This window comes from Trujillonella endophytica, from assembly GCF_900110555.1.
GTDB lineage: Bacteria > Actinomycetota > Actinomycetes > Mycobacteriales > Geodermatophilaceae > Trujillonella > Trujillonella endophytica.
The window spans coordinates 58,947-78,566 of record NZ_FOEE01000013.1; the positions used below are offsets into that span (position 1 = coordinate 58,947).

Genomic DNA, 19,620 nt, shown 5'->3' on the forward strand with positions numbered 1-19,620 from the left:
GACGGGCCACGAGCCCTAGCCGAGGACGAAGTTGACCAGCCGGCCCGGGACGGCGACCACGCGGCGCACGGTCTTCCCGTCCAGCCACGCGACGATCTTCTCGTCGGCACGGGCGGCGGCCTCGAGCGCGGCGGCGTCGGCGTCGGCCGGCACGGTGACCTGCGCCCGCACCTTGCCGTTGACCTGGACCGCGACCTCGACGGTGTCCTCGACCAGCCAGCGCTCGTCGGCCTCGGGGAACGGCGCCCACGCCGACGACCCCTCGTGCCCCAGCCGCGACCACAGCTCCTCGGCCAGGTGCGGGGCCAGCGGCGCGACCAGCAGCACCAGCGGCTCGGCCACCGACCGCGGCAGCGGCGAGTCGGCGCCGTAGGCCTGGGTCAGCGCGTTGGTCAGCTCGGTGATGCGGGCGATGGCGATGTTGAACCGCAGGGTGTCCATGCCGTCGCGGACGCCGGCGATGGCCCGGTGCAGCGCCCGCAGGACCTCCTCGGAGGGCTCGGCGCCGTCGGCCGCCCGCACCGCCCCGGTCTCCTCGTCCACGACGACGCGCCAGATCCGCTGCAGCAGCCGCTGGGATCCGACGACGGCCTTGGTCTCCCACGGCCGGGACTGCTCCAGCGGCCCGGTCGACATCTCGTACACGCGGAACGTGTCCGCCCCGTAGGCGCCGATCATCTCGTCGGGCGTGACCATGTTCTTCAGGCTCTTGCCGATCTTGCCGTACTCGCGGTTGACCGGCTTGCCCTCGAACAGGAACTGCCCGTCGGCCTCCACGACCTCGGCGGCGGGCACGTAGAAGCCGCGCTCGTCGGTGTAGGCGTAGGCGGAGATGTAGCCCTGGTTGACCAGCCGGCGGAACGGCTCCTCGCTGGAGACGTACCCCAGGTCGAACAGCACCTTGTGCCAGAAGCGGGCGTACAGCAGGTGCAGCACCGCGTGCTCGACGCCGCCGACGTACAGGTCCACGCCGCCCACGTCGCCGGGCTCGCGCGGGCCCAGCCAGTACCGCTCCAGCTCCGGGTCGACCATCCGGGTGTCGTCGCCCGGGTCCAGGTAGCGCAGGTAGTACCAGCAGGACCCGGCCCAGTTGGGCATCGTGTTGGTCTCGCGCCGGTAGGGCTTCGGGCCGTCGCCCAGGTCGAGGGTCACCGTCGTCCACTCGGTGGCGCGCGACAGCGGCGGCTCCGGGGCGGAGTCGGCGTCGTCGTCGGAGAAGGTCTTGGGCGAGTAGTCGTCGACCTCGGGCAGCAGCACCGGCAGCATCTGCTCCGGCACCGCGTGCGGGGCGCCGTCGGCGTCGTACACGATCGGGAACGGCTCGCCCCAGTATCGCTGCCGGCTGAACAGCCAGTCCCGCAGCTTGTAGGTGGTCGTCGCCTCGCCGGCGCCCGTCGCGACCAGCCACCCGGTGATCCGCTCGATCGCGGTCGCCTTGTCCAGGCCGTCCAGGGAGATCTCCTCGTTCGAGGAGTTGATCATCTGCCCGGCGCCGGTCCACGCCCCGCCGTCCCAGCCGGCCGGCGGCTGCACCGTGCGCACGTGCGGCAGGCCGAAGGCCTGGGCGAACTCCCAGTCGCGGGCGTCCTCGCCGGGCACGGCCATGATCGCGCCGGTGCCGTAGCCGGTGAGCACGTAGTCGGCGATGAAGACCGGCAGCTCCCGGCCGTCGGCCGGGTTGACGGCGGTGACGCCCAGCCAGACGCCGGTCTTCTCCCGCGCCTCGTTCTGCCGGTCCAGCTCCGAGCGGCGCGACGCCTGCCGCTGGTAGGACCGGACGCCGTCGCGCGGGGTGGCGGCCCCGCCGGTCCAGCGCGGGTCGGTGCCGTCCGGCCACGCGTCGGCGGTCAGGGCCTCGACCAGCGGGTGCTCGGGCGCCAGGACGACGTAGGTGGCGCCGAACAGGGTGTCGGGCCGGGTGGTGAACACCTCGATGGCCTGCCCGGCGGCGTGGAAGCGGATCCGCGCGCCGGTGGAGCGGCCGATCCAGTTGCGCTGCATCTGCTTCAGCGAGTCCGACCAGTCCAGCCGGTCCAGGTCGGCCAGCAGGCGCTCGGAGTAGGAGGTGATCCGCATCATCCACTGCTTCAGCGGCCGCCGGAACACCGGGAAGTTGCCCCGCTCGGAGCGCCCGTCGGGCGTGACCTCCTCGTTCGACAGCACGGTGCCCAGCCCCGGGCACCAGTTGACCGGCGCCTCGTTCAGGTAGGCCAGCCGGTGCGCGTCGACGACGCGCTTGCGCTCCCCCGCCGACAGCTCGACCCAGGGCCGGCCGGTCTCGTTGGTGCCCGGGGCGGGCTCGCGGGTGCCGGCGTCCAGCTCCGCGACCAGCTCGTCGATGCGGCGCGCCTTCCCCGCGGTCTCGTCGAACCAGGACCCGAAGATCTGCAGGAAGATCCACTGGGTCCACTTGTAGTAGCCCGGGTCGATCGTGGCGAAGCTGCGGCGGTCGTCGTGGTCGACGCCCAGGCGGCGCAGCTGGGCGCGGATCGCGGCGATGTTGGCCTCGGTCGTGATCCGGGGGTGCTGCCCGGTCTGGACGGCGTACTGCTCGGCCGGCAGCCCGAAGGCGTCGTAGCCCATCGGGTGCAGCACGTTGGCGCCGTCCATCCGGCGGAACCGGCTGGTCACGTCGGTGCCCAGGTAGCCCAGCGGGTGGCCGACGTGCAGCCCCGCGCCCGAGGGGTAGGGGAACATGTCCATCGCGAAGTACTTGGGCCGGTCGGCGACCCGCTCGAAGCCGGCGGACAGCCGGCCCGACGGGTTCGGGGTGTGGAACGTCCCCTCGGCCTCCCAGCGGTCCTGCCAGGCCAGCTCGATCTGCTGCGCCAGGGCCGGCGTGTAGCGGTGCGGAGGTATGCCCCCGCCCACCCCGTCGCCGCCGGGCTCGGTGGTGGCAGCGCCGCTCGGGCTGCTGGCCGTCTGGCTCATCGTCGGTGCTCCGGTCTCGGGTGCTGGGGGGCGAACGGGCGGACGTCCGGAGGCGGACATGGAAAGACCCCTCGCACAGGAGGGGTCGCCGCGCTGTCTCCGCAGGTCGGGGTCAGCGCGGCCGCAGAAGGAGGGACCGCCCGGTCACGTCCCGAGTCTACCGCCGGCTCCGCGGAGGACTCCGCGAGTTCCCGGGCGGCTCAGGCCAGCTGGGGAGCGACCTCCGCGGCCACCAGGTCCAGGTGGTCCAGGTCTGCGAGGTCCAGCACCTGCAGGTAGACGCGGGTCGCCCCGGCATCGGCGTACCGGCCCAGGATGTCGACGGCCTCGGCCGGGCTGCCGGCGACCCCGTGCTCGCGCAGCTCGTCGACGTCCCGGCCGATCGCGGCGGCCCGGCGAGCGAGCTCGGCGTCGTCCCGGCCGACGCAGAGCACCAGCGCCGAGCTGAACACCATCGACGACGGGTCGCGCCCGGCCTCCTCGCACGCCGAGCGCACGCCGGCGAACAGCCGGGCGTTCTCCTCGGCCGACATGAACGGCACGTTGAACTCGGCGGCGTAGCGCGCCGCCAGCCGCGGGGTGCGGCGCGCGCCGCTGCCGCCCACCAGCACCGGGATGCCTCCGGGCTGCACCGGCTTGGGCAGCGCCGGGGAACCGGTGAGCCGGTAGTGCCGGCCCGCGAAGTCGAAGGTCTCCCCGGGTGGCGTTGCCCACAGTCCGGTGACGACGGCGAGCTGCTCCTCGTACCGGTCGAAGCGCTCCCCCAGCTCGGGGAACGGGATGCCGTAGGCCTCGTGTTCGGCCTCGAACCAGCCCGAGCCGATGCCGAGCTCGACCCGGCCGCCACTCATCGCATCCACCTGCGCCACCGAGATCGCCAGCGGTCCCGGCAGCCGGAAGGTGGCCGCCGTCATCAGCGTGCCGAGCCGGATCCGGCTGGTCTCGCGGGCCAGGCCGGCCAGCGTGACCCAGGCGTCCGTGGGCCCGGGCAGGCCGTCGCCGGCCATCGCCAGGTAGTGGTCGGAGCGGAAGAAGGCGTCGTAGCCGGTCTCCTCGGCCCGCCGGGCCACCGCGAGGAGGTCGTCGTAGCTCGCGCCCTGCTGAGGTTCGGTGAAGATGCGCAGTTGCACGATGGCGACGCTAACCGGGGCGGGGGCCCGGCGCCGGACCGGGAGCGCTCGGGGTGTGCTCGCCGCGCGATGCGGGCAGGATGGCGCCGAGACGATCAACGTGGAGGTACATCCCGTGTTCCGCAAGAAGACCCGAGGCCAGGTCATCGCAGCCGAGCTCCAGGAGGGCTTCAGCCACATCGGGACGGCGATGACCGAGGCCGGTCGTGCGGCCGCGGACGAGCTGGCCCCGCGCATCGCGGCCGCCCGCGAGGCCGCCGCACCCGCCCTGGGCGCCGCCCAGCTCGCCGTCGCCCCCAAGGTCGCCGCCGCCGTGGCCGTCACCGCCCCCGCCGTCGCCTCGGCCCGCGAGGCCATCGGGCCCCGCGTCGAGGCCGCCCAGAAGGCGCTCGGCCCGCGGGTGGAGGCCGCCCGCGAGGTCGCCGACGCCCGGTTCGCCGCCGCGGTCGAGAACCTCGGCCCCCGGGTGCACGCCGCCCGGGAGAACGCCCGCCCGGCCCTGACCTCGGCCGTCGCCGCCACGACCGCGGCGGCGTCCAAGGCCGCGGCCGACCTGGCCCCCCGGGTCGAGGCCGCGCAGAGGGCTGCCCAGAAGACCCTCGCCACCGAGGTGCTCCCCCGCGTCGTGGCCGCCCGCGAGGCCGTCGGCCCGGCCCTCGAGTCCGCGCGCGGCTCCCTGGCATCGGGGGTCGAGACCGCCCTCGGCGAGTTCGAGCACCGGCGCGAGGAGCTGGTGGCGGCGGCCGGCGCCACCGCGGCGAAGGCCTCGGGCAAGGTCAAGAAGCAGACGAAGAAGCAGAAGCGGGCCGCGGCCAGGACCGCCGCCAAGGCGAAGAAGCGGACCGCGCGGAAGGTGACGCCGGCGTCGTCGGAGCCGTCGTCGCGCCGGTGGACGTGGCTGGCGCTGTTCGCCGCCGTGGGCGCCGTCGCCTTCGCCGTCGTCCGCCGCCGCGGCGAGGCCGACTCGTGGACCCCCGCCCCCACCGGGGACGGGCCCGTCCCCAGCTACCGAGAGGACCCCGTGCCCAGTTCCCCGAGCAGCAGCGAGTTCGGCACGACCGTCTCCAGTGCCACCTGGGAGGCCGGGGACTCCGCACCGGCCGAGTCCGACATGGGCCTGCGGGACGCGCAGAACGTCGCGGGCGACGGCGCGGACGGCGAAACCGACCCGACCGACACCGCCCCCGAGCCGTTCACCAGCGGTGGCAGCGACGACCCGGGCCCGACCGCCGGCCCCTCCGGTTCCGGGCAGGCCTGACCGCCTCCGAGACACCGCTCACACCGCCCCCGCTGCCCTCTCGGCAGCGGGGGCGGTGTCGTCGTCCGGGCGTACCGTGCAGGTCATGAGCGAGACGGCGGCCCCCACGTCCTCCGGATCCGCCCTCGAGCCCGCCGGCCGCAGGCTGCTGCGCCTCGAGGTGCGCAACAGCCAGGTGCCCATCGAGCGCAAGCCCGAGTGGATCAAGACGCGGCTGAAGACCGGGCCCGAGTACACGGAGCTCAAGTCCCTCGTCCGCCGCGAGGGCCTGCACACGGTGTGCGAGGAGGCCGGGTGCCCCAACATCTACGAGTGCTGGGAGGACCGCGAGGCCACGTTCCTCATCGGGGGCGACCAGTGCACGCGGCGGTGTGACTTCTGCCAGATCGACACCGGCAAGCCGGCGGAGCTCGACACCGACGAGCCGCGCCGGGTCGCCGAGAGCGTCGCTTCGATGCAGCTGCGGTACGCGACCGTGACCGGGGTGGCACGCGACGACCTGCCGGACGGCGGCGCGTGGCTGTACGCCGAGACGGTGCGGCAGATCCACGCCGCCGTTCCCGGCTGCGGCGTCGAGCTGCTGATCCCCGACTTCACGGCCGACCCCGCGCAGCTGGCCGAGGTGTTCTCCTCCCGGCCCGAGGTGCTGGCCCACAACGTGGAGACCGTGCCGCGGATCTTCAAGCGGATCCGCCCCGGCTTCCGGTTCGACCGCTCCCTCGCCGTCATCACCGCGGCCCGGGAGGCCGGGCTGGTGACCAAGAGCAACCTGATCCTCGGCATGGGCGAGGAGCCGCACGAGGTCGTGGAGACCATGCAGGCCCTGCACGACGCCGGCTGCGACCTGCTCACGATCACCCAGTACCTGCGCCCCTCGCCGCGGCACCACCCCGTCGTCCGCTGGGTCAAGCCCGAGGAGTTCGTCGGCTTCCAGGCCGACGCCGAGCGGATCGGCTTCGCCGGCGTCCTGGCCGGCCCGCTCGTGCGCAGCTCCTACCGCGCGGGGCGGCTGTACCAGCAGGCCGCCGAGGCCCGGGGACTGACCCGCCAGGGGTGATCTCGGCGTCGTCGCCGGGAGCGGGCCGCGACCGGCCCTATCCTGGGGGCATGGCACGCAGCAAGCCCTCGGACTCCCCCGCCCCCACCGGCAAGGCGGGGCGGGCTCCCGGCTCCGGGAGCCGCGGCCGGGGGTCGGGCTCGACCGCGGCTCCGGCGGCTCCCGCCGGCAAGCCCGGCAAGGCCCCCAAGCTCGGCAAGGACGGCCGGCCCAAGGTCGGCCGGATGACCAAGCTGCGCAACAACGCCCGCATGATGAAGCAGGCGTACTCGCTCACGCGCAAGAACGACCCCAAGCTGCCCTGGCTGATGCTGATCGCCTTCGTGGTGGTCGCCGGCGTGGTGGAGCTGATCGGCATCCTGCTGAGCGCACCGATCTTCACGATCGCCTTCGCCGTCCTGCTGGGCCTGCTGGCTGCGGTGATCGTGTTCGGCCGGCGCGCGCAGGGGTCGGCCTACCGGCAGGTCGAGGGCCAGCCCGGCGCCGCGGCCTGGGTGCTCGAGGGCATGCGCGGTGACTGGCGGGTGACCTCGGGCGTCGCCGGCACCACGCAGTTGGACGCCGTCCACCGGGTACTCGGCCGGCCGGGCGTGATCCTCGTCGCCGAGGGCGCGCCGTCGCGGGTCCGCCCGCTGCTGGCCCAGGAGAAGAAGAAGCTGGCCCGCATCGTCGGCGACACCCCGATCTACGACATCACCGTCGGCGACGACGAGGGTCAGGTGCCGCTGAAGAAGCTCAACACCCACGTGGTGAAGCTCCCGCGCAACCTCAGCGCGGCGGAGGTCAACGCCCTCGCCCGCCGGATGAGCGCGCTGGGCGGCCCGAAGATGCCCGTTCCGGGCGGCCCGCTGCCCGGCGGCCGGCAGATGTCGGTCAGCCAGCGCCAGGTCCGCCGCCGCTGAGGCCGGCAACACCGCAGGCATAGGAAGCCAGACCCACGTCCCGGGACCCAGGACGTGGGTTTCGCCTCCTACGCCTCCGGGGCCGGCGAGGACCTCCGGGCTCGTCGTCGGGCGCGGCCGCGCTCGTCGGTCACCGCTCCCGGACGACGGCGGTGTCGGTCAGGCGGTCGTGCAGCCCGCGGCCGTCGGCGTCGACCAGCAGCGCCGGCACCAGCAGGCACAGCAGCGCCGTGCGGACGACGGCCCGCCACGGGGCCAGCCGTTCGCCCTGCCGCGGGTGCGCCAGGCGCAGCGACAGCAGCCGCATGCCCGGGGTCTGCCCGAAGGCCACGAGCGTGACGACCGTGACGACGGCGAAGGTCAGCAACGTCCAGTAGGAGCGGCCGGGACCGAAGACGGCCACCGCGACCAACCCCGATCCGATGGCGTCGACCAGGTACGCCCCGACCCGGGTGCCGAAGGGCGCGAGCGACCCCGGTCCCTCGGCGGGCAACCCCAGCGACGCGCCGCGACGGCGCTCCTGAGAAGGTGGCTGGGCATCCCTGACCATGACCACCAGCGTAGAGAAGCACCCCCTGCCCCCCGCCACTCGCACGCTCGCGGCGGGTCCCTGCAGGGGGCCGACACGCCGGGGCCGGTGTTACCGGCCCGAAACACCGGAGACACCCCGGGGCAACTCCTCGCTCGTAGGTTCGCCTTCGGCTGTTCGCCCACTCCGTCCACGTTCGCTTCCGCGGGGGTCTCCGCTCCTCGCTCGTTCCACGCTGCGATGCTCAACCCCCTGTCCGCTCACCCCGGAGGATCGATGTTCACCAGTCCCGACGAGGTCGCCGCCTACATCCGCGACAACGACGTCGAATTCGTCGACGTTCGCTTCTGCGACCTTCCCGGCGTCATGCAGCACTTCACCATCCCTGCGTCGACGTTCGGCGAGGACACGTTCTCCGACGGGCTGGGCTTCGACGGCTCCTCGATCCGTGGCTTCCAGGCCATCAACGAGTCGGACATGCTGCTGCTGCCCGACGCCAACAGCGCCTTCCTGGACCCGTTCCGCAAGCACAAGACGCTGAACGTGAACTTCTTCATCCACGACCCGATCACGCGCGAGGCGTACAGCCGCGACCCGCGGAACGTGGCGAAGAAGGCCGAGGCCTACCTGGCCAGCAGCGGCATCGCCGACACGGCCTACTTCGGCCCCGAGGCCGAGTTCTACGTCTTCGACTCGGTCCGCTACGACACCGGGATCAACGAGGGCTACTACCACATCGACTCGGTCGAGGGTTCCTGGAACAGCGGCTCGGCGACCGGCGAGAACGGCGTCGGCCCCAACCTGGGCTACAAGGCCCGGATGAAGGGCGGCTACTTCCCGGTCGAGCCCTACGACCAGCAGAGCGACCTGCGCGCCGACATGATGGTCAACCTCGCCCGAGTCGGCCTGGAGCTCGAGCGTGGTCACCACGAGGTCGGCACCGGCGGCCAGGCGGAGATCAACTACAAGTTCGACACGCTGCTGCGCTCGGCCGACAGCCTGATGCTGTTCAAGTACGTCATCAAGAACACCGCCTGGGCGCACGGCAAGACCGCCACCTTCATGCCCAAGCCGCTGTTCGGCGACAACGGCTCGGGCATGCACTGCCACCAGAGCCTCTGGAAGGACGGCGAGCCGCTCTTCCACGCCGAGACCGGCTACGCGGGCCTGTCCGACACCGCCCGCCACTACATCGGCGGCCTGCTGGCCCACGCCCCGTCGCTGCTGGCCTTCACCAACCCGACGGTCAACAGCTACCACCGCCTGGTGCCGGGCTACGAGGCGCCGATCAACCTCGTGTACTCCGCGCGCAACCGCTCGGCCTGCTGCCGCATCCCGATCTCGGGCGACAACCCCAAGGCCAAGCGCATCGAGTTCCGCGTGCCCGACCCGTCGGCCAACCCCTACCTCGCCTTCTCGGCGATGCTCATGGCCGGCCTCGACGGCATCAAGAACAAGATCGAGCCGCCGGCGCCGGTCGACAAGGACCTCTACGAGCTGCCGCCCGAGGAGGCCCTGGGCATCGACAAGGTGCCCGCGTCGCTCGACGCCGTCCTCGACCGGCTCGAGGTCGACCACGACTACCTGATCGACGGCGGTGTCTTCACCCCCGACCTGATCGAGACGTGGATCGACTACAAGCGGGCCAACGAGATCGACCCGATCCGCCTGCGCCCGCACCCGCACGAGTTCGCGATGTACTACGACATCTGATCCAGCGGGTCGCACGCGGCCCTGATCGGTGCACGATCGCTGAGGCGGGGTCCCCCACGGGGGCCCCGCCTCTCGCGTGTCCGGTCGCCGCGCGCCCCGCCACCGCCGGCTCCTCCCGACCTAGCATCGGAGGAGGAGGGACGGTCCGCCGTCCGGGCACGAGGGCGAGGAGCGCGGCATGACCGACCTGCTGACGGCCGGGACGGCGACGCTCGACCTGCGGGCCGACGACGACGACCTGTCCTGGCTGAGCGGCCTGGACACCACGGTGCTCGCGGTGCTCGGCGGCGGGATCGTGCTGCTGCTCCTGCTCGCTCTCCTCGCCGGGTGGCTGGTGGTCCGCAAGGTCCGCCGCAGCCCCCTGGTCGCCCGGGGCCGGGAGCTCACCGCGCGCGGGCGGGAGCTGGGCGCGACCGCCTCCGCCGTCGTCGCCGCGCGGCGGTTGCCCCCGGGCGCGCGGCGGTCCGCCGCAGAACTGCAGGTGCAGGTGACCCGGGCCCGCGGCGAGCTGCGGCGGGAGCTGGCCGCCGCCCACGACGCCGGGGCCCACCTCGGCGACGTGCCGGGGCTGCTGCCGGCCCTGGAGGCGGAGGGCACCCGGGTGGAGCGCTGCCTGCGGCAGCAGACGCTGGCCACCTCCGCGCGCGGGTTCCCCGAGCTCGAGGCCGAGGCCGCCGCCTACCTCGACATGCTCGCCGACGTCACGGACGCGGTGCGCCAGGCCCAGCGGGTGCTGCCGGCCTCGAGCCACCTGCCCGGCGAGGTCGCCGACGCCGTCTCCGCCCTCCGCGCGCACACCGACGCCTACCGGGAGCTCACCGCCGCCCCGGTCCCCCCTCCCCCACCGCCCGCGCCCCGCTGAACCCCGGGGACGACCCCGCGAGGCGGCCCGGACCGACCTCCCGGGAAACGGAACGGGAACAGGCGTCGCCCGCGCCCGTAAAGGCGATGACAGCCCCACCGGGCCCTCGATACCGTCCGGGCCGCATCGATCGCGCGCGCCGGGCGTCGGCCGGCGTACCGACGGAGGGCGCACCATGGGCAGGTCGTTCGCTTCCCGCGTCAGTTCCCGCCGCTTCAAGTGGGTGGTCCTGATCGCCTGGCTGGTGCTGGCCGCTGCGGCGGCGCCGCTCGCGGGCGGCCTGACGGACGAGCAGGAGAACGACATCGCGGCGTGGCTGCCCGCCAACGCCGAGTCGACCATGGCGCTGGAGCGGCAGTCCGAGCTCGGCTCGGACCCCGACCTGATCCCCGCCATCGTCATCTACGAGCGCAGCGGCGGGGTGACCGACGCCGACACGGCCGCCGTCGAGGACGACATCGCGGTGTTCGCGGAGCTCGACGCCCTCGACGGCGAGATCACCGGGCCCATCCCCTCCGACGACGGCGAGGCGCTGCAGCTGATCGTCCCGCTCAACGTGGGCGAGGACGGCTGGGAGGCGATCGCCCCCGTCGTCGACGACATCCGCGCCGAGGCCTCCGACGGTCCCGACGGGCTGGACGCCTACGTGACCGGCCCCGCGGGTGCCGCGGCGGACTCCGCGGAGGCGTTCGAGGGCATCGACGGCACCCTGCTGTTCGCGGCTCTCGGCGTCGTCATCCTGATCCTGCTGTTCACCTATCGCAGCCCGATCCTGTGGGTGCTGCCGATCTTCTCCGCGGTCATCGCGCTGTTCGTCGCGCAGGCCGTCATCTACCTGTGCGCCCGGTACGCCGACCTCACCGTCAACGCGCAGAGCGCCAGCATCCTCACGGTCCTCGTGGTCGGGGCCGGCACCGACTACGCGCTGCTGCTCGTGGCGCGCTACCGGGAGGAACTGCGGCTGCACGCCGACCGGCACGAGGCCATGGCCGAGGCGGTGCACCGCGCCGGTCCGGCGGTGCTGGCCAGTGGCGGCACCGTCGTCCTCGGGATGCTGTGCCTCGTCGCGGCGGAGATGAACTCCACCGCAGGCCTCGGGCCGGTCGCCGCCATCGGCGTCGCCGTGACCCTCGCCGTGCTCATGACGCTGCTGCCGGCGCTGCTGGTCATCTGCGGGCGCTGGGTGTTCTGGCCGGTCCGTCCGACCGTCGGCAGCGCCGAGCCCAGCGCCACCGGGCTGTGGGCGCGGGTGGGCCGCTGGATCAAGCCCCGGCCGCGGGCCACCTGGGTGGTCACCAGCGCGCTGCTGCTCGTCGCCTGCATCGGCGTGCTCAACCTGCACCCCGACGGCCTCTCGCAGGCCGAGGGTTTCCGCGGCACCCCCGAGTCGATCGAAGGCGACGAGGTGGCCGCGCGGCACTTCCCGGCGGTCGCCGGCAACCCGGTGTACGTCATCACCGGTGCCGACGACGCCGACGCCGTCGCCGAGGCCGTGGCCGCCGACCCCGGCATCACCGAGATCGTCGAGGTGCGGACCGAGGGCGACGACGCGCTCGTCGAGGCCACCCTGGCCGACCCCTTCGACAGCGACGCCGCCGCCGGGACCATCGAGGACCTGCGCAGCGCGCTGGACGACGTGGGCGACGGGAACGCGCTCGTCGGCGGCAACACCGCGATCAACCTCGACGTCCAGGAGGCCTCCCAGCGGGACAACATCGTGGTGATCCCGCTGATCATGCTCGTCGTGCTGGTGGTCCTCGCCCTCCTGCTGCGGGCGATCGTCGCCCCGGTGATCCTCATCGCGACCGTCGTGCTGTCCTACGGCGCGGCGCTCGGCCTCAGCGCGCTGATCTTCGACTGGACGCTCGGCGTGACCAACACCGACAGCGCGTTCCCGCTGTTCGTGTTCGTGTTCCTGGTCGCGCTGGGGATCGACTACAACATCTTCCTGATGACCCGGGTCCGGGAGGAGACGGTCGACCACGGCACCCGGCGGGCCGCCCTCATCGGTCTGGCGGCGACCGGCGGGGTGATCACCTCGGCCGGACTGGTGCTGGCCGCGACGTTCGCCGTGCTGGGCACGCTGCCGCTGACGTTCCTCACCCAGCTGGGCATCGCGGTGGCCCTGGGCGTGCTGCTGGACACGATCATCGTGCGCTCGGTCCTGGTCACCGCGCTCAACCTCGACATCGGGCGGCACATGTGGTGGCCCAGCCGGCTCGCGCACAAGCACGAGAAGGCGGAGACCCCGCAGGAGGAGGACGCCGAGATCGCCGCCGCCCTGGGGGCCGGGTCCTCCGCCCGGTCCTGACCGCTCAGGCGGCGTCGGCCTCCGGCTCGGCGTCGAGGGCGGCCAGGACGTCGTCCATCTGCAGCCCGACCAGCCAGCCGAAGGTGACCTCCTCGACCGACTGGCCGCTGACCTGAGCCATCGCGTCGAGCTGCGCAGCCAGGACGGCGCGGGCGGCGCGGTAGATCTCGGCCGCCGAGACCGCGGCGCCGACGTCGGCCAGCCACAGCCGTCCGTCGGGCAGCACGCGCACCCCCGGTTCCTCGCCGCAGCCGAGGTCGGCGCCGGCGCTGGCCAGCAGGGAGGCGCCGGCGCGGAGCTCGACCCGGCGGCGGTCGGCGGTCACCGGGCGCGCCCGGGCAGGATCGGGCGGGGGGAACGGGGCAGGCGCATGGCGGGCTCCTCGGCGGGCTGTGGTCGCTGACTGAGGAGTCGGCAGCCGGCACCGCTCCCGGCACCCTCGCCGGGGCCGGAGGGGCCACTGGGGCGGACGGTGCGCCGCTCCCCCACCCGGCCCGCGCGGGGCCGCTCAGCAGCAGCGGTCGACCGCCCGGCGCTCGGCGACGGCGGACCTGATCCGCTCGAACTCCCGCCGGCTCATCGGCGGGTGCCCGTGCTCCGCGCACTCGGCGAGGTAGTCGTCCCAGCGCGCCTCGCCGCTCCACTCCCGCAGGTACCAGCGCACGCCCCGCCAGGCGCGGGTCAGCGGGCCCGCGGTCGTCACGACCGGCTCCCGGTCAGCTCGCGCTGCTCGGCGTCGTGCCGGGCCATCGCCCGCTTCTCCTCCGCCGTGGCGAACAGGCCCGCGGGCTCGACGAGGTTCGAGGGCACCGGCGGCTCCTCGGTGGTCGGCACGCCACCGCGGGTGCGCAGGGCCCGCACCACCACGACGACGGCGTGCACCGCGACGACCAGCACCAGCACCGCGAACACCGCCTGGAGGACGCCGTTGAGGGTGGAGTTGCGGATCACCTGGTCCATCTGCCCGACGTCCTGGGCCGGGGCCAGCACCTCGCCGGCGTCGCGCGCGTCGGCGTAGCGCTCGCGCTGGGCGAAGTAGCCGACGGCGGGATCGTCGGAGAACACCTTCTGGTAGCTCGCCGTCATGGTCACGACGAGGTCCCAGACCAGCGGGATCCCCGACACCCAGGCGTAGCGCGCCCGGCCGTGCTTGACCAGCAGCACGGTGACCAGGAGCAGGGCGATGGCCGCCAGCAGCTGGTTGGCGATGCCGAACAGCGGGAACAGCTGGTTGACGCCGCCCAGGGGGTCGGTCACGCCGAGGTAGAGGATCGAGCCCCACAGGGCGACGACCACCGCGCTGGCGATGACGTTGCCCGGCCGCCAGGTGAGGTCGCCGAAGCGCTTCCAGACGTTGCCGACCGTGTCCTGCAGCATGAACCGGCCCACCCGCGTGCCGGCGTCGACGGCCGTGAGGATGAACAGCGCCTCGAACATGATCGCGAAGTGGTACCAGAACGCCGCGAGCGAGCCGCCGAAGGCATCGGTGAGGATGTTGGAGATGCCGACGGCGAGGGTCGGCGCCCCGCCCGTCCGGGAGATCAGCGAGGGTTCCTGGACCGCCGCGGCGGCGGCCGCGAGGTCCTCGGCGGAGGTGTCGAAGCCCAGGCCCTGCACGAAGGTCGCGGCCGTCTCCGCGGTGCCCCCGGTGGCGCCGGCCGGGGCGTTCATCGCGTAGTAAAGGCCCTGGTCGATGACGACGGCGGCGATGAGCGCGCTGATCGCCACGAAGCTCTCCATGAGCATGCCGCCGTAGCCGATCAGCCGGACGTGGCTCTCCTTGGCGAGCATCTTCGGCGTCGTCCCCGACGAGATCAGGGCGTGGAACCCCGACAGCGCGCCGCAGGCGATGGTGATGAAGACGAACGGGAACAGCGAGCCCGCGAAGACGGGGCCGTTGCCCTCCTTGGCGAAGTCGGTGACCGCGTCGGCCGCCAGTACCGGCCGGGCCAGCAGCAGGCCGATCGCGAGCAGCACGATGACGCCGACCTTCATGAACGTCGACAGGTAGTCGCGCGGGGTCAGCAGCAGCCACACCGGCAGCACCGAGGCCACGAAGCCGTAGACGACGAGCGCGAGGACCAGCCACTCCTTGGAGAGGGTCAGCGCGTCGCCGAGGGGGGTGTCCTCGACGTAGCCGCCGCCGATGACGGCGGCCAGGAGCAGGGCGACGCCGATGCCGGTGGCCTCCAGCACCCGTCCGGGGCGCAGCACCCGCAGGTAGATGCCCATGAACAGCGCGATCGGGATCGTCAGCGCGATGGAGAAGACGCCCCACGGCGACTCGGCCAGCGCGTTGACCACGATCAGCGCCAGCACGGCGAGGATGATGATCATGATGGCGAAGACGGCGATCAGCGCCGCGATCCCGCCGACCAGGCCGATCTCCTCGCGGACCATCTGGCCCAGGCTCTTGCCGTTGCGCCGCATCGAGAAGAACAGGACGGTCATGTCCTGGACCGCGCCGGCGAAGATGACGCCGACGATGATCCAGATCGTCCCCGGCAGGTAACCCATCTGGGCGGCCAGCACCGGCCCGACCAGCGGGCCCGCGCCGGCGATCGCCGCGAAGTGGTGCCCGAACAGCACCCGGCGGTCGGTGATGTCGTAGTCCCGGCCGTCGGCGTTGCGCTCCGCCGGGGTGGCGCGGGAGTCGTCGACGCGCAGCACCCGGCGGGCGATCCACCGCGAGTAGAAGCGGTAGGCGATCGCGTAGGAGCACAGCGCGGCGAACAGGATCCACAGCGCCGAGACGGTCTCGCCACGGGCGAGAGCCAGCACGGTCCACGCGACGGCACCGACGGCGGCGACCGCCGTCCAGATCAGGACCGAGCGCAGCGGCGGCCGTCGCCGGCCCGTGGTTCCGCCCGCGGTCTCCACCGTCGCCGTGGTCGACATGACGCCTCCCGCACACACCGGTGCAGCACCTCCGGCGGCGCTGCCCGTGGTGTGCCCAGGATGCGCACCCCGCGCGCGGTCCACCACTCGGCCGCCGTGGCGCCCACGTGCCGGAGCGCCGGCCGTGCCCGGGTCCTACCCTCGGGCGACATTCCCCACAGGGCGCATCGAGCGGGATCGGAGTGGGCATGCCCCCTCACATGCAGTTTCCCGAGCCCAGGGGTCCCCTGAGCAGCGCCCTCCGCACCGGCCTGCTGACCGGGGAGCTGTCTCCCGACACGGTCGCCCTGGCCGAGCGGACGGCGGCCGCGAGCACCGACGCGCTCCTGGACGAGGACCTCCAGCTGACCCTCGCCGCCTGCTACGAGCTGCACTACCGGGGGTTCGACGGCGTCGACGAGGCGTGGGAGTGGGACCCGGCGCTGCTGACGCTGCGTGCGCACCTGGAGCGGGCGCACCTGGCGGCGCTGCGCGCCCTGGTCGGTCCGGTGGCGGTCACCGGCGACCCGGTCGACCGGCAGCTCACCGCGCTGATCGCCGCGGACGACGGCCCGTCGCTGTCGCGCCACCTGGCCCGGTCCGGCTCGCTCGAGCAGTGGCGGGAGTACCTCGTGCTGCGCTCGGTCTACCACCTCAAGGAGGGCGACCCCCACACGTTCGCCGTCCCCCGGCTCAGCGGCCGGACCAAGGCCGCGATGGTCGAGATCCAGGCCGACGAGTACGGCGGCGGCTCCCCCGTGCGCATGCACAGCGAGCTCTTCCGCGGCCTGCTGCGCGACCTCGACCTCGACGACTCCTACGGCGCCCTGTGGGACCGGGCCCCCGCCCCGGCCTTCACCTCGGTCAACACGATGTCCCTGTTCGGGCTGCACCGGCGCTGGCGCGGCGCGGCGCTCGGGCACCTGACGGCCGTGGAGATGACGTCGTCGGAGCCCAGCCGCCGCTACTCCGCGGGGCTGCGCCGGCTGGGCCACGGCCCGGCGACCACCGTGTTCTACGACGAGCACGTCGAGGCCGACGCGGTGCACGAGCAGATCGCCGCCGTCGACATGTGCGGCTCGCTGGTCGACGGTGAGCCGGAGCTGACCGCCGACGTGCTGTTCGGCGCCGCCTGCTCCCTCGCCCTGGACGGGCTGACGGCGCGCCACCTGCTGGACGCGTGGGCGGCGGGCCGGTCGGCCCTGCGCGGGGAGAGCGCGCTCGCCGCCTGAGTCGGGGCGTTACCGATACGCCGCCGCCCTCGGGTGGATCCGGACGATGCGTTGCCGAAAGGGAAGGCGCCGCTCCACGACCCCGGAGGACCTCCCATGTGGCGACGTACCGACCCGACCGTGCCCGCCCCGGGAACGCCCATGCCCCGCGACGTCGAGGCGCTCGAGCAGGTGCTCGCCGCCCTGGACGAGGGCGTCACCGACGAGGCCGACGCCCACGTCAAGGTGACGACGACGACGGTCCGCGCCCTCGGCCTGGCCTACGGCGGCATCTGGATGCCGAGCGGCGACGGCTTCGAGCTGGTCGCCGAGCAGGGCGAGCTGACCCCGGCGATGGCCGCGACGTGGCAGCCCGGGACCGTGATGTCACCGCAGGACGGCCTCGGCGGCCGGGCCATGCGCGAACGGCGCCCCGTGCTGATGGACCCCGACACCGACACCAGCGCCTGCCTGCGCTGGGCCACCGCGATGGCCGCCGGCGCCCGGCACGGATGCGTGCTGCCCATCGTCGAGGGCGGCCGGGTGGTGGCCCTGCAGGAGTACTACTCCCGCGCCGAGCTGCCCTTCTTCGGTGGCCGGTCGGAGAAGTGGCAGGCCATCGGCCGGGTGGCCGCACACGCCCGCCGGGCCGCCATCGCGACCTCACAGCTCCAGGAGACCCTCAACGACCGCGAGGCGGTCACCACCGTCGTCGCCCGCGTCGGCCAGGCCACCGACGAGCAGTCGGCGCTGCGCATCGCGCTGGAGACGGTGCGCACCGCGTTCGGCTGGGCCTACGGCTCCTACTGGGCGCTGGACGAGGAATCGGGGGTCCTGCGGTTCGGCGTCGAGTCCGGATCGGCCGGCGACGAGTTCCGGAAGGTCACCCTCTCGGCCAGCTTCGCCGAGGGCGTGGGCCTGTCCGGCCGCGCGTGGCGCAAGCGCGAGCTGGTCTTCGTCCGGGACCTGGCCGAGGTGACCGACTGCGTGCGCCGCCCGGCGGCCCAGCGGGCGGGGGTCAAGTCCGGGGTGTGCTTCCCGATCCTCTCCGAGGGGCGCGTCATCGGGACGATGGACTTCTTCGTCACCGAGACGATCGACCTCACCGAGTCCCGCGGCGCGGCGCTGCGCAACGTGCAGCAGCTGGTCTCCCAGCGGCTGGACATCCTGCGCCGCGCCGAGGCCGATGCCGTCAACTCCAGGGCGCTGCTGGAGACCGTCTCGGTGCTGCGCGAGGCCGCCGACGAGGCCGGCCGCGTCGCGGAGGGGGCGGTCGCGCAGGCGTCGTCGATGACCGCGGAGGTGGCCGCTCTCGGCACCGCGTCGGCCGCGGTGGGCGACGTCATCGCCATCATCTCCGGCATTGCCGACCAGACGAACCTGCTCGCGCTCAACGCCACCATCGAGGCCGCCCGCGCCGGCGAGCTGGGCCGGGGCTTCGCCGTCGTCGCCAGCGAGGTCAAGGACCTGGCCCGGGAGACCGCGGCCGCCACCAAGAAGGTGTCGGAGCAGATCGCCGGCATCCAGGTGAGCAGCGAGCAGGTGTCGGCCGGCATCCACGCGACGAGCGAGGTCATCCGTCAGCTGGACGCCGTGCAGAGCCGCATGGGTGAGGTGCTCGAGCAGCAGGTGCAGATGGCGAAGGCGTTCGAGAACAGGGGCTGACTCAGCCGGGCTCCCCGGTCCCCGTCCCCCCGGCGAGGTGCGCGGCGGGCCGGGGCCGGCTGGGCGCGCTCGGCGCGGAGAACCCGGCGCGCTTGTGGGTGCCGTCGCAGAAGGGCTTGATCCCCGACTTCCCGCAGCGGCACAGCGCCACCGTGTCGCGGCCCGGGTCGATCTCGACGCCGTCGTCCCCCACCAGCCGGAAGTCGCCGCGCACGATCAGCGGGCCGTCCCGGTAGGGGGTGATGGTCGCACCGCGCTCGGGGGTGGGCGGGGCGTCGTCGGTCGGCTGCGCGGTCACCGCCCCAGCGTGCCCCGGGGCGGCGACCACCACACACCCGGTCCCCCGACCGGGGACCCGGACTACCGATCGCGGGGGGACGAACGGCGGGAGCCGCCCTCCTCGGCGGCCCGGACCTCCGCGGGCAGCTCCGCTCCGGTGCGGTCGACCGCGGCCTCGCCGCCGCGGGCCTCCCGCGTCTCGTCGAGGGTCGGGGGCCGCAGCACCCGGGCGACCGCGACCGCCAGCGCCCCGCCGATCAGCGGCGCGAGGATGAACAGCCACACGTGCTCCAGCGGTTCGCCGCCGGCGAACAGCGCCGGCCCCAGCGAGCGGGCCGGGTTGACCGACGTGCCGTCCAGCGGGATGCCGATCAGGTGGACGGCGGTCAGCACCAGGCCGATCGCGAGCCCGGCGAACCCGGGCGCCGCGGCCTTGCCGGTGACCAGCAGGACGACGAACACGAGCATGAAGGTCAGCAGGACCTCGAGCACGAAGGCGCCGCCCCCGCTGATCGTGGCCCCCCAGTCGTTGCTGCCGAGCGCGCCGGTCTGGTCCTCGACGTCGCCGAACCCGCTGGTGAGCAGCTTCAGCACGGCCGCGCCGGCGATGCCGCCGGCGAACTGGGCCACCCAGTAGCCGGCCGCCTCCTTGGCGACCATGCCGCCCGACAGCAGGACACCGAGGGTGACGGCGGGATTGATGTGGCAGCCCGAGACCGGCCCGATGGCGTAGGCGAGGGCCAGCAGCACGAACCCGAACGCGAAGGCGACCCCGACGGGGCCCAGCGCGTCGAATCCGGCCACCGCTGAGCCGACCGCGAGGAACACCAGCAGCGCCGTCCCGAGGAACTCGGCGATCAGCGAACGCACGAACACAGGTGACACGACGCCCCCA

General features: G+C 73.6%; 16 protein-coding genes. 8 read left to right on the forward strand and 8 right to left on the reverse strand.

Annotated features, from left to right (window positions below; all coding sequences use genetic code 11):
• Positions 1 to 15: 15 nt before the first annotated feature.
• Both leuS and BMY88_RS18290 read right to left on the reverse strand, forming a co-directional pair.
• Positions 16 to 2,931: a leucine--tRNA ligase gene (gene leuS, locus BMY88_RS18285; RefSeq protein ID WP_091946910.1), complete on the reverse strand. Its 2,916-nt coding sequence runs from the start codon at positions 2,929 to 2,931 to the stop codon at positions 16 to 18.
• 200 nt (positions 2,932 to 3,131) lie between these two features.
• Positions 3,132 to 4,061: an LLM class F420-dependent oxidoreductase gene (locus tag BMY88_RS18290; protein WP_091946912.1), complete on the reverse strand. Its 930-nt coding sequence runs from the start codon at positions 4,059 to 4,061 to the stop codon at positions 3,132 to 3,134.
• 115 nt (positions 4,062 to 4,176) lie between these two features.
• Here BMY88_RS18290 and BMY88_RS18295 point away from each other — a divergent pair, with 115 nt between their 5' ends.
• The 3 genes from BMY88_RS18295 (at position 4,177) to BMY88_RS18305 (ending at position 7,278) form a co-directional block, all read left to right on the forward strand.
• Complete coding sequence (locus BMY88_RS18295; RefSeq protein WP_091946914.1) at positions 4,177 to 5,319, forward strand: hypothetical protein; 1,143 nt, start codon at positions 4,177 to 4,179, stop codon at positions 5,317 to 5,319.
• Positions 5,320 to 5,404: 85 nt separating this feature from the next.
• Entirely contained in the window at positions 5,405 to 6,376 is a 972-nt protein-coding gene (gene lipA, locus BMY88_RS18300) for a lipoyl synthase (RefSeq protein WP_091947158.1), read from the forward strand.
• A gap of 50 nt (positions 6,377 to 6,426) precedes the next feature.
• Positions 6,427 to 7,278, forward strand: coding sequence for a DUF4191 domain-containing protein (locus BMY88_RS18305; protein WP_091946917.1), 852 nt, complete (start codon positions 6,427 to 6,429; stop codon positions 7,276 to 7,278).
• A 130-nt stretch (positions 7,279 to 7,408) separates the two neighbouring features.
• Here the strand turns inward: BMY88_RS18305 and BMY88_RS18310 are convergent, their stop codons facing one another.
• Positions 7,409 to 7,828, reverse strand: coding sequence for an RDD family protein (locus BMY88_RS18310; RefSeq protein WP_091947161.1), 420 nt, complete (start codon positions 7,826 to 7,828; stop codon positions 7,409 to 7,411).
• A 255-nt stretch (positions 7,829 to 8,083) separates the two neighbouring features.
• On the opposite strand from BMY88_RS18310, the gene glnA reads away from it, so the two are divergent.
• The 3 genes from glnA (at position 8,084) to BMY88_RS18325 (ending at position 12,693) form a co-directional block, all read left to right on the forward strand.
• The gene (gene glnA / locus BMY88_RS18315) at positions 8,084 to 9,520 is read left to right on the forward strand and encodes a type I glutamate--ammonia ligase (protein WP_091946920.1); all 1,437 of its coding nucleotides are present in this window, start codon (positions 8,084 to 8,086) and stop codon (positions 9,518 to 9,520) included.
• 178 nt (positions 9,521 to 9,698) lie between these two features.
• Positions 9,699 to 10,382 carry a hypothetical protein gene (locus BMY88_RS18320; RefSeq protein WP_091946923.1) on the forward strand — a complete coding sequence of 228 codons (684 nt, stop codon included), beginning with the start codon at positions 9,699 to 9,701 and terminating at the stop codon, positions 10,380 to 10,382.
• A gap of 175 nt (positions 10,383 to 10,557) precedes the next feature.
• Complete coding sequence (locus BMY88_RS18325; RefSeq protein ID WP_091946926.1) at positions 10,558 to 12,693, forward strand: MMPL family transporter; 2,136 nt, start codon at positions 10,558 to 10,560, stop codon at positions 12,691 to 12,693.
• Positions 12,694 to 12,697: 4 nt separating this feature from the next.
• Here the strand turns inward: BMY88_RS18325 and BMY88_RS18330 are convergent, their stop codons facing one another.
• The 3 genes from BMY88_RS18330 to BMY88_RS18340 all read right to left on the reverse strand — a co-directional run bounded on the left by BMY88_RS18330 (position 12,698) and on the right by BMY88_RS18340 (position 15,591).
• The gene (locus tag BMY88_RS18330) at positions 12,698 to 13,018 is read right to left on the reverse strand and encodes a hypothetical protein (protein WP_091946930.1); all 321 of its coding nucleotides are present in this window, start codon (positions 13,016 to 13,018) and stop codon (positions 12,698 to 12,700) included.
• Positions 13,019 to 13,201: 183 nt separating this feature from the next.
• On the reverse strand, positions 13,202 to 13,396 hold the full coding sequence (locus BMY88_RS18335) for a YbdD/YjiX family protein (protein ID WP_091946933.1): 195 nt from the start codon (positions 13,394 to 13,396) through the stop codon (positions 13,202 to 13,204).
• Positions 13,393 to 15,591: a carbon starvation CstA family protein gene (locus BMY88_RS18340; RefSeq protein WP_091946937.1), complete on the reverse strand. Its 2,199-nt coding sequence runs from the start codon at positions 15,589 to 15,591 to the stop codon at positions 13,393 to 13,395. The genes BMY88_RS18335 and BMY88_RS18340 overlap by 4 nt, the downstream gene beginning before the upstream one ends.
• A 200-nt stretch (positions 15,592 to 15,791) precedes the next feature.
• On the opposite strand from BMY88_RS18340, the gene BMY88_RS18345 reads away from it, so the two are divergent.
• Positions 15,792 to 16,802, forward strand: a complete 1,011-nt coding sequence (locus BMY88_RS18345) for an iron-containing redox enzyme family protein (RefSeq protein ID WP_091946940.1) — start codon at positions 15,792 to 15,794, stop codon at positions 16,800 to 16,802.
• 96 nt (positions 16,803 to 16,898) lie between these two features.
• Positions 16,899 to 18,446, forward strand: a complete 1,548-nt coding sequence (locus BMY88_RS18350; RefSeq protein ID WP_091946943.1) for a methyl-accepting chemotaxis protein — start codon at positions 16,899 to 16,901, stop codon at positions 18,444 to 18,446.
• Position 18,447: 1 nt separating this feature from the next.
• On the opposite strand, the gene BMY88_RS18355 is transcribed toward BMY88_RS18350, so the two are convergent.
• Together BMY88_RS18355 and BMY88_RS18360 are read right to left on the reverse strand one after the other, a co-directional pair.
• Positions 18,448 to 18,744, reverse strand: coding sequence for a CDGSH iron-sulfur domain-containing protein (locus tag BMY88_RS18355; protein ID WP_091947164.1), 297 nt, complete (start codon positions 18,742 to 18,744; stop codon positions 18,448 to 18,450).
• Positions 18,745 to 18,806: 62 nt separating this feature from the next.
• A complete protein-coding gene (locus BMY88_RS18360; RefSeq protein WP_211435709.1) occupies positions 18,807 to 19,595 on the reverse strand; it encodes an MIP/aquaporin family protein in 789 nt (262 codons plus the stop codon).
• Between the last annotated feature and the right edge of the window lie 25 nt (positions 19,596 to 19,620).